We start from the raw sequence: 14878 nt of genomic DNA, 5'->3' as shown, positions 1-14878 counted from the left end.
GCCTCATTCCCATTCCATTTCCGAGAACGCCGCGGTGGCATTGCGGGCATTGTAGTCGTCGAACAGCTCCCATTTGCCGCGTTCCGATCCGGCGGCGCCTGCGGCCTCGGCGATCGGCTTGCCCGCCTTGATCAGCCCACGAACGTCATGGGCCAATGTGTCGAGGTAGCGGCGTTCGTCGGTGAGTGCCAGCGGCCATGGGCTGACCGGCCCGTGGCCGGGTACCACGCGCGCGGCGGTGATGGTCGCCAGGGCCGCGATATCCGCGATCCAGCCGCGCAGACTGCCGTCCATCACGGGGATGTGACGCAGGAAAACCAGGTCCCCAGCAAACAACGTCCCGCTCTGGTCGTCGGTGACGGTCAGGTCGCAGTCGCTATGAGCGGTACTCCAGGCCTTCAAGGTCAGAGTCCTCCCGCCCAGATCGAGCGACAGGTGATCCTCGACGACAAGCGATGGCGACACCAGGCGGACCTCGTCGATGAGTTCGGCGCCCATCAAGCGACGAAAGGCCTCGATGTAATGCGGCCCGCGCACGGCGATCGCCCGGGACAGGTTCTTCGCGCCGACGAAGCGGGCGTCGTCCACCTGGAACGCGGCATTGCCGAAGATGTGGTCGGGATGGGCGTGGGTGTTGATGACGTAGCGGATCGGCTTGCTGCTGCGGGCGCGGATCGCCGCCAGCAAAGCGCGTCCCTCGCGGACGCTGCCGCCGGTATCGATCACCGCAACGGCATCGCTGCCGATGACAAATCCGACATTCGCGATGGCACCTTCGTTCTCCGCGGTCATCAACGCGGTCTGTCCGATATGGACGAACACCCCGGACGCGATCTCCTCGACAGGAAGCTCCCGTGTCTCGGCCTGCGCGACGTCGCCGAGCGCAACGGCGCCCCACGCCATGATGATGGCGATGATCCATTGGGTCACTATCGGTTGGCCTTGCTCGCATGAGACATCGTGTTCTCGTTCTTGCAGACGTTGCGGTGCAACACGGGGTCAACTCTTCGCGATGACAGGGGCTGTTGCGTGCGCGAGGCCGGCAGCCTAGCATTTCCAAAAATACCTCGATGCGCTCCATAGGGATGGAAATAACAATGACGAAACGTCGCAAACTCGCGTGCTCGCTGGCTGTGGCCGCGGGGCTCTCGCTGCTCGGACCAGTTGCGTCTCACGCGCAGAGCAATGACGGGCTGGACCTGTCGATCGAGCTGGTCGACCCGAAGGTGCTCCGGGTCTGCGCCGACCCGCGCAACCTGCCGTTCTCGAACGAGAAGGGCGAAGGCTTCGAGAACAAGCTCGCCGAGTTCCTCGCCGTCAAGCTGCAGAAGAAGGTCGATTACACGTTCTTCCCGCAGGCGACGGGTTTCGTGCGCATGACGCTCGGCTCGCATCGCTGCGACGTGATCATGGGCTTCCCGCAAGGGGATGATCTGGTGCAGAGCACGAGCCCCTATTACCGGACGGCCTATGCGATCGTGACCAAGCCGGGCTCCGATCTTGCCGATGTCACCACGCTGGAAGACCCCAAGCTCAAGGGCAAGCATATCGGCATCGTGGCCGGCACGCCGCCAGCGACCAACATGGCGCTCGCCGGGCTGATGCCGACGGCAAAGCCCTATCCGTTGATGATCGATACCCGGGTGGATTCGTCGGCCGAGGCGATGATCAACGACCTGAAATCCGGTGAGATCGATGCCGGCGTGCTGTGGGGCCCGATGGCCGGCTATTACGCCAAGCAGGCAAACCCGCAATTGCACGTGACGCCGCTGGTCAAGGAGACGTCCGGCCCGAAGCTGATCTACCGCATCGCCATGGGCGTGCGCGGCGCCGACCAGAACTGGCGGCGGCAGCTCAACAAGCTGATCCAGGAGAACCAGGGCGAGATCAACAAGATCCTGCTGGATTTCGGCGTGCCGCTGCTCGATGAGAGCAATCATCTGATCACCGCCGAAGCTGCGGCGAAGCCATGATCGTTCGGCTCACCGCGATTGTCCTGGCGGCCGCGCTGCTGCTGATCGCGGTGGCCGCGTGGGCTGACGATCTCGTGGCGGAGCCGCCCGGCTATCGCACCGAGAACTACCGCGCGCCGGTGCCGACGACGCTGAACGGCGCGCGGGTGCTGTCCACGTCGGAGACCGAAGCGATCTGGCGGACGAAATCCGCGGCCTTTATCGATGTCCTGCCGCGGCCGCCGAAGCCGAAAAGCCTCCCCGTCGGCACAGTCTGGCGCGAGCAGCCGCGTCTCGACATTCCCGGCAGCATCTGGCTGCCGGACACCGGCTATGGCGTGCTGGCGGCGGCGACGGAGGACTATTTGAAGCGCGGCCTGGCCCAGGCGTCGGGCGGCGATCTCGGCCGCATGCTCGTATTCTACTGTCTTGAGGACTGCTGGATGTCCTGGAACGCCGCCAAGCGGGCGCTGACCTATGGCTATCGTGCCGTCGCCTGGTATCCCGACGGGACCGACGGCTGGGCCCGCGCCGACCTGCCGTTGCAGCAGACGCAGCCCGAGCCGCGGCCGGAGGAGTGAGCGCCCCGGCTCGTGACCGCGCGTTACATCGTCAGTTGTTTGGCTCGTGATGGCCGGGCTTGTCCCGGCCATCGACGTCGTGCCACGCGGAAAGACGTGGATGCGCGCGTCAGCCCTGCGCATGAGGACGTGGAGGGGGCGGTGCACTCGCTCATGGTCCCTTGTTGTGGCGAGCGACGACACCGCAGCTACTCCATGTCCTGCTGGATCTCGCGGGCGAGCGCGAACAGGCGCTGGTCGATGGCGGTCGGGACCTCGCAGACGAATTTCATCACGCGACGGCGGTCCTCGAAGATGCGCGTCTCCCAGTTGAGCTGATTGCCCAACTCCTCGATCTTGGCCTCGTCGCGCGTCGCGCTGCTTTGCATCTCCTGCAGCGCAATGGTGTCGCCGCGGACCTTCTCGACCGCCTCACGCTGCTTGCGCATCACGCGCTCCAGGCCGTTCATGACCGAGGTCCGTTGTGCGTTCAGCGTATCGAACAGGCCTGCGAACAGCAGCTTGCCCTTGCGGGTCTTCTCTTCCGCTGTGCCGGTGAGGAAATCGGAAATGTCCTTCTGCGCCTGTTCCAGCGGGATGCGGCGCGCGGCGAGCTTGGCGACAAGTTCCGCGATCTTGGCGTCGTCCTTCCAATTCGTGCCGACGTCATCGATCGCTGGGCCCGACCAGACCGCGGCGATCGAGATCTCCGGCACCTTGGCCTGCGGGCAGGGCCAGTCGGGATAGCGCGGATCGGCGCCCAGGGCAGGCGCGGCCGACGCCGCCATGAGCACGATCCCCGCCAACACAGCTCTCGACCTCATGCCTCGCCTCCGGGACCACGCCTGACAAAACCACGCGACGGATCGTAGGCCAGGATCGCGCCGATCATGAACACGGCCGTACAGCCGCCGACCACGGCCAGAGAGACCCAGTTCAACTTGCCGTAGAGGGCGAAGCGAATGAGCTCGACCGCATGGGTGAATGGATTGGCTTCGCAGAGATAAGCGAGCCAGGGGCTGCCTTCCTCGACGCGCCACAGCGGGTAGAGCGCCGAGGAGGCGAAGAACATCGGAAAGATCACGAAGTTCATCACGCCGGCGAAATTCTCCAGCTGCTTGATGCCGGAGGAGATCAGCATGCCCAGCGCGCCGAGCATCAGGCCGGACAGGATCAGGGCGGGCAGCACCGTGAGGTAGCCCATCGGCGGTGGTGTGATGTCCCAGAACCAGGCGATGGCGAGAAACGCATAGACCTGCAGCACGGAGACGGCGGTGCCGGCGAGCAGCTTGCAGAACAGCAGGTAGCCGCGCGGCAGCGGGCTGACGAGCAGCGTGCGCATATTGCCCATCTCGCGGTCGTAGACCATGGACAGCGACGACTGCATGCCGTTGAACAGCTGGATCATCGCCATCAGGCCTGGTGCGATATAGACCTCATAGAGAATGTAGGTCTCATAAGGCGGGATGATCGAGATGCCGAGCACCTGTCGGAAGCCGGCGGCGAAGATGAACAGCCAGACCAGCGGTCGCACCAGCGCCGAGACGAAGCGCTCGCGCTGATGCAGGAAACGCAAGCCCTCGCGCCAGACGATGCCGGTGAGGCAGGTGATATACTCGCCGGCGGAAAAGCCGCTGCGGGTCGGCGTGGCGGGATGAATGGTGGTGAGGGTCATGCGTCCGCACTCCGCGCCGGATTGACACTGACCGGATTGACACTGGACGGACTGGCCTGGGTCGTCAGCCGCGCGAACGCCGCATTGACATCCGCCGCGCCAGCCTCGGCGATCACCTGCGGCACCGGTCCGCGCGCCAGGACGCGGCCCTGATGCAACACGACGAGATCGTCGGTCGCGGCGATCTCGTCGAACAGATGCGTCGCCCAGAGCACGCCGATGCCCTGTTCGGTGACGAGCTGGCGGACATGACCGACGATATCGGCGCGGGCCTTGACGTCGAGCCCGACCGTCGCCTCGTCGAGCAGCAACAGCCGTGGCCGATGCAGCAGGGCGCGGGCGATCTCCAGCCGGCGCATCTGGCCGCCGGAGAGATCGCGCACCTTGTTGCCAGCGCGGTCGGCAAGGCCGATCCGCGCGAGCAGCTCCGCGCTGCGCGCGCGGGCCTCGCGGCGCGCTATGCCATGCAGCGCGGCGTGATAGAGCAGGTTCTGGGTCAGCGACAGATCGAGATCGAGCGTGCGCGGCTGGAACACGACGCCGAGCAGCCGCAGCGCCTCGCCCGGCGTGCGGCCGATGTCATGGCCGAAAATGCCGATATGCCCGGTCTGCACCGCGAACAGGCGGGTGATCAGCGAGAACAGCGTGCTCTTGCCAGCGCCGTTGAGGCCGAGCAGGGCGGTGAAGCTTGCCGGCCGCACCGCGAAGCTGACATCGTTGAGCGCCTTGCGGGCGCCGTAGGAATGATTGACGCCAGCGACCGACAGCGCTGGCACCTGATTGGACGTCGGCTGTGGTGCCGAGGTTGTGGAATCGAGAGCGGGTGCGTTGAGCGTCATGGTTGTGCAATCGTGATGCCCCAGGGCAGTTCGCCGACCTGGATGGTCTTGATCACCTTCTGCGCCGCCACGTCGATCACCGACACGTCGTTGGAGACGCCGTTGGTGACGAGCAGATATTTCTCGTCGGGCGTGAACTCCATGTGCCAGACGCGCTGACCGACCAGGAGATATTTCTTCACCTCATGCGTGGCGCCGTCGACGACAGCGACGCGGTTGGCGGGGCCGAGTGCGACGAAGCCGGTCTTGCCATCCTTCGTCAGGCTGATGCCGACCGGCTGGATCGCCTCGCTGCGCAGGCCCGGCACGGCGAACTTGATCTTGCCGGTGACCTCGCGCTTGGCCGGATCGATGATCGAGACCGTGCCGCCGATTTCGGCCGAGACCCACAGCTCCGATCCGTCGGTCTTGAACTCGGCATAGCGCGGCCGCGCATCGACCAGCACGTTGGCGACGATCTTGCGCGTCGCCGTGTCGATGAAATGCGCCATGTTGGTAGTCTCGGAGGTGCAGATCAGGATCTTGCCGTCCGGACTGAGCATCATGCCTTCCGGCTCGACGCCGACTTGGACGTCGCCGATGCGGACGCGCTTCTCGAGGTCGAGCACCGTGACGGTGTTGTCGTTCTCGTTCGCCACATAGAGCGTCTTGCCGGCCGCATCCTGCGCGAACAGCTCGGGATCGGGGCCGGAGGGCAGGGTGTCCACCACCTCCATCTTCTTGGCATCGATCACCTGGATCGTGTCGTCGTCGCCGACCGCCACCATCACGAACTTGCCGTCACGGGTGAACGCGATGCCGCGCGGCCGCTGGCCGACCTTGATGGTCTTGGTCACGGTCCAGGTGTCGGTGTCGATGACGGAGACCGTGTTGCCCTTCTCGTTGGAGACGAAGGCGACATAGGCGAAGGCGGGGGATGCCTGCGCCAGCAACAGCGCGGCGGTGAGCAGGCCGGCTGCCAGTCGCAGGCCCCTGGCGAACTGCCTGCGGCACAATTCTCTCATTCGGCCCTTCGTAAGATAAATTCGAGATCTCGCGGCACGGACGGTGCGCTCCCTCTCCCCGGTCTTCACGGGAAGAGGGGCCGTCTCCGTGAGCACGGCGTGCGCAGAGCCCCCCTCACCCGGATTGCATCTCCGATGCAATCCGGCCTCTCCCGGCAGGCGGGGAGAGGCTGGCATCGCGCTCGCGTCGTCGTTGGTCATTGCCTGGCGGACGGATCCATACCGGTCACCCTGCCAATGGAAACGCTTCCAGCGTGTCGGACACAACATCTTCATCAGCATGATCAGATCCGACATCATTGCAGCTTGCACTTGGTTTCGGGGCGGTCGACGCCGAGCGTGTCCAGCTCGGAGACCTGGTGCAGGAAACCTTCCTGCGGCGAGACCGAGACGATCATGCGGCCGTCGGCCAAAAGGATCGGTTGGCGCAGTTGCAGGTTCCAGTCGCGCAAGGAGAGCCTCGTGCCCTTGAAGGCGGCGATGGTGAAGTTCGGGCCCTTGAGGTAGTCGGCCATCGCCTTGGCGTCGCCGGAATTGGTGCGCGAGGCCGCCTCGCCGACCATGCGCACGGCCATCCAGGCCTGCATGTCCAGGGCGTCCATGCGGCGCGAGGCCAGCTTCATGAAGCGGTTCTGCAACTGCGTCGCGCCCCATTGGTCCTGCGCCGGGTCCCAGCTGGTGGGCCGCAGTCCCGCGGAGCCGGCGACCGGGCGCGGATCCCAGGTGCGGTAGGGCAGATAGTTGGCGAACACCTCGCTCTCATCGGCGGCGACGAGGACGTCATAGGCCGGCGCCTTCTGCGTGAACACCGGCATCTGGCGCTGGATCAGGGTGACGCCGGAATCGGTGCGGCGGGCGCCGCCCGTGTCCTCGAAGCTGCGCTCCTCGACGATCTTGGCGCCGAAGCGGGTGGCGGCGCGGCGCAGCGCGTCGGCGAACAGTTTGTCATTGTCATGTGAGCCGGTGACGAGCAGCCAGCGCTTCCATTGCTTCCAGACCAGATATTGCGCCAGGCCATCGGCCAGCATCGAGCGCGTCGGCGCGACATGGAGCACGTTGGCGCGGCAATCCTGCTCGCGCAGCCGATCGTCGGTTGAACCGACATTGAGCAGGGTGGTGCCGCGTCCGCGCAAGGCATCAGCAACCTTGAGCAGCGTATCGGCCGGCAGGTCGGCGAGGATGAAGCCGGTCTTGCCGGCCAGCTCATTGGCGGCCTGTGCGGCGTCCTCGTCGTCCTTCACGCGACGATCGATCAGGGTGAAGCGCTGGTTGAGGAATTTGCCGGTGGTGTTGTTGTCCTCAATGGCGAGCCGCGCGCCGGCCACGCCGTCATCGGGCGCCGGCTGGTCGAGCGGCGACAAGGTCTGCGGCGCGCCGGCGCGGCCGAGATAGCCGATCGCAATGTCGACGGGCTCCGCGGCGTGCGCCGCGGTCGCAAAGAGGCCGATCGCGCCGATCAGGCATCGGGCCAGAACTCCCAGGACCACAAGTCCTCCCATTGTTCCCCGTCCTGTCTTGGCGAGGTTTCATGTTGCAAGATGACCGAATTGGCCTAGCTTTCAACCCCGCTTTTGGCCGCTGTGGCATCATTTCGGATCACGACCTTGAAACTCGCCTTCGTCCTCGCGTCGCTGCTCCTCATCTCAGCAGCATCTGTGCATGCCGAGCCGCCCAAGGTGGCCGTCTTCGACTTCGAGCTGATCGACAGCAGCCTGCAGGGCGAGGTGCAGGGCCCGCGCCAGGACGAGCAGCGGCGGTTGGCCCAGGCGGGCGAGCAACTCCGCGCCGCGCTCCGCGACTCCGGACAATTTCGCGTGCTCGACATCGGCCCTGTTAACGATGCGGCGCACCATAGCAATCTGCAGGCCTGCGGCGGCTGTGACGTCAAGCTCGCTGCCGATCTCGGGGCCGATCTCGCGATGACCGGGACGGTGCAGAAAGTGTCCAATCTGATCCTCAACATGAACATCTATTTGCGCGACGCTCACACCGGCCAGCCGGTTGCGGCCATGACCGCCGACATGCGCGGCAATACCGACGAGTCCTGGACGCGCACCATGGCCTGGCTGGTCCGCAATCGCCTCCTGGCGCCGAACTACGGCGCGCCGCAGGCGCAATAGGCGACGAGGGCATCGCCCGGCCGGTGGATGTGGCCATCCTTCGCGACGCCCGCCCAAAGGCGGGCTCCTCAGGATGAGGCGTGAGTGCGCGGCGAAATCCAAGACATTGCTCGCCGAAACTGCTGCCGAGCCCCTCTCCATGAGTACGCGGCTCATGGCCCATGTGCCGCGTCGATTTGGGAGCCCGATCCTCATGGTGAGGAGCGCCGCGCGCTGAAGCCTGCCACACCATCGATGCACGCGACGGCGCGTCTCGAACCATGAGGCCCCGATGTTGCGTCGATCTGATCGACCATGGCATTGACAGGCATGAGGCTGCATCCTCGCGGCGGACGACGCCCGAACTGTGCGTATCGATCGCCCCTCGGAAACCAGAGAGGCGCAGGGAAGGCCGGGAGCCTGCCGCCCCCATGGCCCGCCTGCGAAGACAAAAGCAGGCGGCAGGTACCACAGGTTCGGCTGGGAACATCCCGACCCTCCCTGCGCGATGGTTTTCACGGTTGCTTCGCGTGCTCCCCGGTGCGCCGGGCTTTCTGGTCACCGTGCGCGACAGCACGCTGATCGCGCGCCGCCGCGGGGGCATCGGCTTCGGGATGCCAGGACCGCGCGACTTGGCCGTACGCCGTGACGCGTTCGTCCACATGCTCCTGGACATGTTATGCCCCGACCATGCTGCGCGCCGCCGGCGTCCACCGCATCCCCACCTCCACGTTCGTGACGACCGCGATACGCCCTCTCGACGAGGCGGGATGGGGCTACACAATCATGTTTTTTGAAAAACCGAAAGTTTAATCTTTTTCGTCCGCCAACTGGACAGGGCTGATGGCGTTGCGCGGCCTGCCGAAATTACGGTCTGCGCGCAGCTGAAACGAGACCGGCGGCGACCACAAGCGAGCCCGGCGCGCGCGTCATCGCGCCCGCCGGGCAAATCAGGTGCGCGCTGGTGTCAGCGCCCGAGCCGGGCCGCGTGCCAGCGCAGATGGTCGCCCATGAAGGTGGAGATGAAGTAGTAGCTGTGGTCGTAGCCGTCCTGCTTGCGCAGCAGCAGCGGGATGTTGGCTTTCTCACAGGCGGCCTTGAGGAGCTCGGGCCGCAGCTGCTGCGCCAGGAACTGGTCGGCATCGCCGACATCGACCAGCAGATCGGAGAGGCGGGCGCCGTCCTCGATCAGCGCCACGGCATCGTGCTTGCGCCAGGCCGCCTTGTCCGCGCCGAGATAGCCGCCCAGGGCCTTCTCGCCCCACGGCACCTGGGAGGGCGCGACGATCGGCGCGAACGCGCTGGCCGCCCGGTAGCGGTCCGGGTTGCGCAACGCCACGGTGAGCGCGCCATGGCCGCCCATCGAGTGGCCCATGATCGACTGCCGGCGCGGATCGATCGGGAAACTGGCCGCGACCACGCTCGGCAGTTCCTCGGTGACGTAGCTCCACATGCGATAGTTCTTCGCGAACGGCTCCTGCGTCGCATCGACATAGAAGCCGGCGCCGAGGCCGAAATCATAGGCATTGTTGGGATCGCCGGGCACGCCGTCGCCGCGCGGCGAGGTGTCGGGGGCGACGAAGATCAGGCCGAGCTCGGCGCAGGCGGCGCGGAACTCGCCTTTCTCGGTGACATTGGCATGCGTGCAGGTCAGGCCGGAGAGATACCAGACCACCGGCAGTTTCGCGCCCGCATCATGCGCCGGCACGAACACCGAGAACGTCATCTCAGTCTTGGTCTCCTGGCTGGCGTGCCGGTACACGCCCTGGATGCCACCATGGGCCTTGTTCTGGGAGACCGTCGTGAGCGTCATGGAAGCATCCTGTTGAGCGATGACTGTTGAGCGATGATGTCAGGGCGGCTGGCGCAGCATGTCGCCAACCTTGGTCAATGGTTCAATCGACGCAACTCAGGCCACGCCGTTCTCGATGGCCAGGCGCACCAGCTCGCCGGACGTTCTCACGCCGAGCTTCTGGCGGATGATCGACGAGGTGTTGGCAACGGTCTTGTAGGATGAGTGGATCAGCCAGGCAATCTCGGACAGGCTCTTGCCGGCGCTGAGCAGGCGGAGAATTTCGAGTTCGCGCGGCGTCAGCTTCGCCAGCGGGCTCTGCGCCACCGTCGCGCCTGCAAACGCGATGCTGCGCGCAATCGCCGGTGGCAGATAGCTGCCGCCACGTGCGACCTCACGGATCGCCTCGGCAAGATCGTTCGGATCGCCGCTCTTGGAGACATAGCCCTTGGCGCCGATATCGATGGCGCGGGCCGCGAACACCGGGTCGTCGTTCATGCTGAACATGATGAGCCGGGCGCTGGCCTCATGCGCCAGGATGCGCCGCGCCAGTTCAAAACCCGACACGGTCGGCAGGTTGATGTCGATGACGCTGACATCCGGCCGCCGCGCCACGAAGCTCGCCTCGCCGCTCTCGGCATCCGAAGCTTCGAGCAGCTCAAGATCCGGATCGGTTGACAGCAGGGCACGGCACCCCGACGCAACAATGGGATGATCGTCCACGATCAGTACGCGCATGGCCTTGGGGTCCCGGACTTTCCGCCTCGCGTCATTGTTGCGATGCATCATGGATGCATGCTGCGCGATGTTGCATCATGTTGCAATTAGATCGCCGACGGAATTGTCTGTCAATGTGAGTGCGTATGAACGGGATGGCGGCGGGGCGGAGATAATGTGGCAGAATTGGTCGTTGCGGACCCGTATCAACGTGCTGCTCGCGCTGGTGCTGACCTTGGGGCTCGCCATCAACATCGGCCGTCTCGTGCTGGAGGCGGCGCCGCGCGTCCTGGCGGAGGATCAGAGCGTGATCCGCCTGACCCGCGCCTTCGTCGAGACCATCATGGACGAGGTCAATGAGGCGCCGGACCCGGGCGCCCGGCTTGACCGGATCGTCGGCGATCTCGGTCAGTTGCGCCATGTGAGCGTGCGCCGGCAGGCGATGGCCGGTCAGTCGCCGCCTCCCGGAGAGCCGGCCCGTGCGGCGCCGAGCTGGTTCATCGCGCTCGTGCATCCGGACAAGACCTCGGTCAGCATGCCTGTCCTGGTGGCGGGACGGGCCGAGACGCTGGTGATCACGTCGCATCCGGACGACGAGATCGCCGAGATCTGGGACGGCATCACGACCCAGCTGATCGTCGGCTCGGCGATCGCGGTGGCGATCTTCGGCATCACGATGCTGGTGGTCGGCCGCGCTTTGGCGCCGCTGGCGGATCTGTCGGAGGCGATGAGCCGGATCGAGGCGGGCGCCTATGATGCCCGGGTGCAGCCGGGCGGCGCGCCGGAGCTTGCGGCGCTCTGCGCCAAGCTCAACCATCTCGCCGGCGCGCTCGGCGAAGCCGTCGAGGAGAAACGCCGTCTGGCCGAGCGGACAGTGTCGCTGCAGGATCTTGAGCGCAAGGAGATCGCGCGCGAGTTGCATGACGAGTTCGGGCCGCATCTGTTCGCACTGCGCGCGCATGCCAGCGCTTTGATGCGGCTGCCGGAGAGCGGGACGCTCGACGTCGCCGCCATGCGCCGGCACGGCCAGGCGATCCTCGACCAGGTCAACGCGGTGCAGCAGTTCAACCGCCGCATCCTGGAGCGGCTGCGCCCGGTCGGTCTTGCCGAGCTCGGCCTGCGCGAGGCGCTCGGCGCCCTGGTGCGGCTGTGGCGGGAGTCCCGGCCTGAGGTCGCGATCGAGACCAGATTCACCGATCCCGGCATCCGCAGCAACGAGACCGCCGAGCTGACGGTCTATCGCGTGGTCCAGGAGGCGCTGACCAATGTGTTCCGCCATGCCGAGGCGAGCTCGGTCGATGTCACCATCGAGCCGCAGCAGCAGGTGGCGGCGGGGCAGCGGCGCACCTATACGCGGGTCTGCGTCCGCGATGACGGCCGCGGTCTCGCGCCCGAGCACAAGCTCGGCTTCGGTCTCACCGGCATGCGCGAGCGGCTGCTGGCGCTCGGCGGCACCTTGACGGTGGCCTCGACCGGCACCGGCGTCACCATCGAGGCGATGGTGCCGGCCGACGCGGCGTGAGTTCGGCACGTAGGAACGAACCCGCCGGCGGGGCATTTCAACGGGCGACGTTCGATCCGCGCGATCCACAGTTCTGAGCACGCGCCGGTTGCTTGCGGTGATCCGATGACGAGAACCTTGCTTGCGCTGAACGGCGCAGCCCTGCTGGCTGCGCTGTCCGTCAACCATGCCGTCGCGCGCGATGACGGCCGCTTTGCCAACTCGCCACTCAAGGGCTGGTTCGACAGCCTGAAAAGCGGGCGCGGGCCGTGCTGCTCGGACGCGGATGGATTGGCTCTGTCCGACCCCGATTGGGATCTGCAGGGCACGCATTACCGGGTGCGGCTCGACGGCGAATGGATCGTTGTGCCCGACGACGCCGTCATCACCGAGCCGAACCGCGCGGGACGTACGATGGTGTGGCCGATCAAGGGGACACTCGGTACCTCGATCCGCTGCTTCATGCCCGGCAATCTGAGCTGATTATCTGCGTGACCGACATCAATCACCCTTGAGATCCGCGGGTGCTGCCTGTCGTCGCATGCGCTGCCATGTTGGAACTTCGCTTGCCGCCGGTCATTGCTCCCATCCAGGACTCCGCACATTGCAGGGCGGTCATCCAGCGCGCCGTGGACGAACTCGGCGGCATCGACATCCTGGTCAACAACGCCGCGCATCAGGCGACCTTCAGCGAGATCGGCGATATCTCTGACGACGAATGGGAGATGACATTCCGCACCAATATCCACGCGATGTTCTATCTCACCAAGGCGGCCGTACCGCACATGAAGCCCGGTAGCGCGATCGTCAATACGGCCTCGGTCAATTCCGACATGCCCAACCCCAGCCTGCTGGCTTATGCCACGACCAAGGGCGCGATTCAGAATTTCACCGGCGGCCTTGCTCAGATGCTCGCCGACAAGGGCATCCGCGCCAACGCGGTGGCGCCCGGTCCGATCTGGACGCCGCTGATCCCCTCCACGATGCCGGAGGAGAAGGTGACATCGTTCGGTCAGCAGGTGCCCATGAAGCGCGCCGGCCAGCCGGCCGAGCTCGCCACTGCCTATGTGATGCTGGCCGACCCGCTGTCGAGCTACACGTCGGGCACGACGGTCGCCGTCACCGGCGGTAAGCCGTTCATCTGAGGCGTCGCTCTGCGCCGAGAGCCCGCGAAGGGCTCACTGTCTCGAACGGCGATCGCGGCGGCCGTCCAATTCAATGGATAGCGTTGCGCTCCCGTCGCGCGGCTTGTCCGATTTGTCCGACATCCGACAGCATGCGATCCGACACGTCGCATGCCGTGATCGCCTCACGCCACCGACATCAGCGCGCAGGGCGCAGGCTCGGGATGCACCGGCCAGACTGAAGCGGCGGCGGTTTCGCCCTGCCGCTCGTCCAGAATCCGCTTCACGGAGCGCGAGCAGAGCCCGCATTGAACCGAACAACCGAGACAATCGTAGATTTGCGCCGGTGAGCCGAAGGTGATGTCGGCCGCCGTGACGATGTCGCGGATGGCGGTGTCGCTGATGACGTTGCAGGAACAAATGATCATGGCTGTTGCTCGCTCCTGCGACCGATAAGCAACCGGGATGCCAAGGTTCAGGCCGCGGATGCGGCCGCATCAGAATCGTTCGAAATGGCAGATCAACGCGTGCTGGCGGCGCTCGTGCTGATGCGGTCGGCGGCGTGCAGCCGGATCGCCGCGAGCGTCGCCTGTGCGAGCGCCTGTCCTTGCGCGTCGATGCCGGTCCACTGCGCGTGACGGCCGCGGGGATCGATCTCGGCGAGGGCGACGCCGGCGGCGACGTCGCAGCCGTCGCGGACGATGCCGCGCAGGATGCCGTCATAGGGCGCGGTGACGGGGACGCCGGAGAGGTGACCGACCACGAACCCCTTATAGATGCGCGTGCCGATCTCGACCGGCGTATGCCAGCGCCCGTCATGGGGCGAGTGAACCAGGCGCTCGATTCCGACGCCGCCGAGCGCGCCGCCATCGTCCTGCGCCGATGTCCAGCCCTCGCGCACGATCTGACCAAGGCGGTCCTGGCGGGTCTCGATCGCCACGTCGCAATTCGCCGATGGCGAGAAGCCCGGACCCAGACCGATCGACAGGCGTGTCATACCGCGCAGGTTCGGCGTCACCTCGCGGGTCTGCATCCGGGCATCGATCAGCACGTCGATGCTGCGGACCGGCAGCAGATCCGAGAGGCCGAGCCAGGTGACGAGCACGTGCTGCGGGCAGCCGAGCGCCTTGAACACGTCCATCGTGCTTTCGATGCGCTCGCCAATGACGTTCTCGACGCGCGCGGTGTCGCCGAACAACGCGTCGTGGAACGCCATTTTGCGGCGCATTACCGGCGGATTGGGATCGTGCGAAAGCACGACGCAGAAGCCTTCGCGATGCAGATGCACGCCGATTGCCGATGCAACCTCGTTGGTGCCGAGGACAACGGCGAAGCGCACTGCATTCGTCCCCATGTCTCGGTCCATACGGCGTCGATGCCCTGCGGCCGGCAGTCCTGCGGCCGGCAGTCCCTTGCGACTGGAAAGACGGCTTCCAGTCCAGCCATCAGCCTCGTCAGCAAGAGTTGGACCAGACCCGCGGCATCGGGAAAACGATCGCGGCCTGAAGGTGTTGCCGATCCAGTTCCGCAGCAATGGGAGGGAAGCCGACGCTGGGGATGTCCCGAACCGGCCAAATCTGTCGTGAATGCGACACGGATTGACCGGTTTGCGCAT

15 protein-coding genes and 1 pseudogene are annotated in these 14878 nt (G+C 65.8%); 6 read left to right on the top strand and 10 right to left on the bottom strand.

Annotated elements, in window-relative coordinates:
* Positions 1–3: 3 nt before the first annotated feature.
* Entirely contained in the window at positions 4–903 is a 900-nt protein-coding gene (locus tag BBTA_RS27805) for a quinoprotein relay system zinc metallohydrolase 2 (RefSeq protein WP_041751645.1), read from the bottom strand.
* Between the two features lie 194 nt (positions 904–1097).
* On the opposite strand from BBTA_RS27805, the gene BBTA_RS27800 reads away from it, so the two are divergent.
* Together BBTA_RS27800 and BBTA_RS27795 are read left to right on the top strand one after the other, a co-directional pair.
* A complete protein-coding gene (locus BBTA_RS27800; protein WP_012045842.1) occupies positions 1098–1973 on the top strand; it encodes a substrate-binding domain-containing protein in 876 nt (291 codons plus the stop codon).
* Positions 1970–2533 (top strand): PQQ-dependent catabolism-associated CXXCW motif protein, encoded by a 564-nt coding sequence (locus BBTA_RS27795; RefSeq protein WP_012045841.1) that lies wholly within the window; start codon positions 1970–1972, stop codon positions 2531–2533. Before BBTA_RS27800 ends, BBTA_RS27795 begins: the two co-directional genes overlap by 4 nt.
* 188 nt (positions 2534–2721) lie before the next feature.
* Here BBTA_RS27795 and BBTA_RS27790 read toward each other — a convergent pair whose 3' ends face one another.
* From BBTA_RS27790 to BBTA_RS27770, 5 genes are all read right to left on the bottom strand, one after another.
* Positions 2722–3336 (bottom strand): hypothetical protein, encoded by a 615-nt coding sequence (locus tag BBTA_RS27790; protein ID WP_012045840.1) that lies wholly within the window; start codon positions 3334–3336, stop codon positions 2722–2724.
* Complete coding sequence (locus BBTA_RS27785) at positions 3333–4187, bottom strand: ABC transporter permease (protein ID WP_012045839.1); 855 nt, start codon at positions 4185–4187, stop codon at positions 3333–3335. The genes BBTA_RS27790 and BBTA_RS27785 overlap by 4 nt, the downstream gene beginning before the upstream one ends.
* The gene (locus BBTA_RS27780; RefSeq protein ID WP_041750931.1) at positions 4184–5026 is read right to left on the bottom strand and encodes an ABC transporter ATP-binding protein; all 843 of its coding nucleotides are present in this window, start codon (positions 5024–5026) and stop codon (positions 4184–4186) included. The genes BBTA_RS27785 and BBTA_RS27780 overlap by 4 nt, the downstream gene beginning before the upstream one ends.
* Positions 5023–6030, bottom strand: coding sequence for a YVTN family beta-propeller repeat protein (locus BBTA_RS27775; RefSeq protein ID WP_012045837.1), 1008 nt, complete (start codon positions 6028–6030; stop codon positions 5023–5025). The genes BBTA_RS27780 and BBTA_RS27775 overlap by 4 nt, the downstream gene beginning before the upstream one ends.
* A gap of 296 nt (positions 6031–6326) precedes the next feature.
* Positions 6327–7529, bottom strand: a complete 1203-nt coding sequence (locus BBTA_RS27770; protein WP_012045836.1) for an ABC transporter substrate-binding protein — start codon at positions 7527–7529, stop codon at positions 6327–6329.
* 141 nt (positions 7530–7670) lie between these two features.
* On the opposite strand from BBTA_RS27770, the gene BBTA_RS27765 reads away from it, so the two are divergent.
* On the top strand, positions 7671–8150 hold the full coding sequence (locus BBTA_RS27765; RefSeq protein WP_041751643.1) for a DUF3280 domain-containing protein: 480 nt from the start codon (positions 7671–7673) through the stop codon (positions 8148–8150).
* A gap of 946 nt (positions 8151–9096) precedes the next feature.
* Here BBTA_RS27765 and fghA read toward each other — a convergent pair.
* Together fghA and BBTA_RS27755 are read right to left on the bottom strand one after the other, a co-directional pair.
* Positions 9097–9942, bottom strand: coding sequence for an S-formylglutathione hydrolase (gene fghA / locus BBTA_RS27760; protein WP_012045834.1), 846 nt, complete (start codon positions 9940–9942; stop codon positions 9097–9099).
* A 96-nt stretch (positions 9943–10038) separates the two neighbouring features.
* Positions 10039–10659: a response regulator transcription factor gene (locus tag BBTA_RS27755; protein WP_012045833.1), complete on the bottom strand. Its 621-nt coding sequence runs from the start codon at positions 10657–10659 to the stop codon at positions 10039–10041.
* A gap of 154 nt (positions 10660–10813) precedes the next feature.
* On the opposite strand from BBTA_RS27755, the gene BBTA_RS27750 reads away from it, so the two are divergent.
* From BBTA_RS27750 to BBTA_RS27740, 3 genes and pseudogenes are all read left to right on the top strand, one after another.
* Positions 10814–12160, top strand: coding sequence for a histidine kinase (locus BBTA_RS27750; protein WP_012045832.1), 1347 nt, complete (start codon positions 10814–10816; stop codon positions 12158–12160).
* 105 nt (positions 12161–12265) lie between these two features.
* Positions 12266–12622 (top strand): hypothetical protein, encoded by a 357-nt coding sequence (locus BBTA_RS27745; RefSeq protein ID WP_012045831.1) that lies wholly within the window; start codon positions 12266–12268, stop codon positions 12620–12622.
* A 104-nt stretch (positions 12623–12726) separates the two neighbouring features.
* Positions 12727–13284: pseudogene (locus tag BBTA_RS27740) on the top strand (SDR family oxidoreductase); the annotation flags it as partial.
* A gap of 164 nt (positions 13285–13448) precedes the next feature.
* Here BBTA_RS27740 and BBTA_RS27735 read toward each other — a convergent pair.
* A complete protein-coding gene (locus BBTA_RS27735; RefSeq protein WP_012045829.1) occupies positions 13449–13691 on the bottom strand; it encodes a bacterioferritin-associated ferredoxin in 243 nt (80 codons plus the stop codon).
* A 92-nt stretch (positions 13692–13783) separates the two neighbouring features.
* Positions 13784–14617: a xanthine dehydrogenase gene (locus tag BBTA_RS27730; protein WP_148221517.1), complete on the bottom strand. Its 834-nt coding sequence runs from the start codon at positions 14615–14617 to the stop codon at positions 13784–13786.
* Positions 14618–14878 lie beyond the last annotated feature (261 nt).

It is taken from the genome of Bradyrhizobium sp. BTAi1 (genome assembly GCF_000015165.1).
GTDB lineage: Bacteria > Pseudomonadota > Alphaproteobacteria > Rhizobiales > Xanthobacteraceae > Bradyrhizobium > Bradyrhizobium denitrificans.
The sequence above is the reverse complement of the archived record's forward strand: the minus strand, read 5'-3'. Positions and strand labels throughout refer to the sequence as shown.

What these genes read in the sequence shown, in the direction of transcription:
- BBTA_RS27790 (WP_012045840.1), bottom strand. Translation starts at nt 3,336, where the DNA reads ATGAGGTCGAGAGCTGTGTTGGCGGGGATCGTGCTCATGGCGGCGTCG.
- BBTA_RS27785 (WP_012045839.1), bottom strand. Translation starts at nt 4,187, where the DNA reads ATGACCCTCACCACCATTCATCCCGCCACGCCGACCCGCAGCGGCTTT.
- BBTA_RS27805 (WP_041751645.1), bottom strand. Translation starts at nt 903, where the DNA reads ATGGCGTGGGGCGCCGTTGCGCTCGGCGACGTCGCGCAGGCCGAGACA.
- BBTA_RS27755 (WP_012045833.1), bottom strand. Translation starts at nt 10,659, where the DNA reads ATGCGCGTACTGATCGTGGACGATCATCCCATTGTTGCGTCGGGGTGC.
- BBTA_RS27745 (WP_012045831.1), top strand. Translation starts at nt 12,266, where the DNA reads ATGACGAGAACCTTGCTTGCGCTGAACGGCGCAGCCCTGCTGGCTGCG.
- BBTA_RS27800 (WP_012045842.1), top strand. Translation starts at nt 1,098, where the DNA reads ATGACGAAACGTCGCAAACTCGCGTGCTCGCTGGCTGTGGCCGCGGGG.
- BBTA_RS27750 (WP_012045832.1), top strand. Translation starts at nt 10,814, where the DNA reads ATGTGGCAGAATTGGTCGTTGCGGACCCGTATCAACGTGCTGCTCGCG.
- BBTA_RS27770 (WP_012045836.1), bottom strand. Translation starts at nt 7,529, where the DNA reads ATGGGAGGACTTGTGGTCCTGGGAGTTCTGGCCCGATGCCTGATCGGC.
- fghA (WP_012045834.1), bottom strand. Translation starts at nt 9,942, where the DNA reads ATGACGCTCACGACGGTCTCCCAGAACAAGGCCCATGGTGGCATCCAG.
- BBTA_RS27795 (WP_012045841.1), top strand. Translation starts at nt 1,970, where the DNA reads ATGATCGTTCGGCTCACCGCGATTGTCCTGGCGGCCGCGCTGCTGCTG.
- BBTA_RS27730 (WP_148221517.1), bottom strand. Translation starts at nt 14,617, where the DNA reads ATGGGGACGAATGCAGTGCGCTTCGCCGTTGTCCTCGGCACCAACGAG.
- BBTA_RS27775 (WP_012045837.1), bottom strand. Translation starts at nt 6,030, where the DNA reads ATGAGAGAATTGTGCCGCAGGCAGTTCGCCAGGGGCCTGCGACTGGCA.
- BBTA_RS27780 (WP_041750931.1), bottom strand. Translation starts at nt 5,026, where the DNA reads ATGACGCTCAACGCACCCGCTCTCGATTCCACAACCTCGGCACCACAG.
- BBTA_RS27735 (WP_012045829.1), bottom strand. Translation starts at nt 13,691, where the DNA reads ATGATCATTTGTTCCTGCAACGTCATCAGCGACACCGCCATCCGCGAC.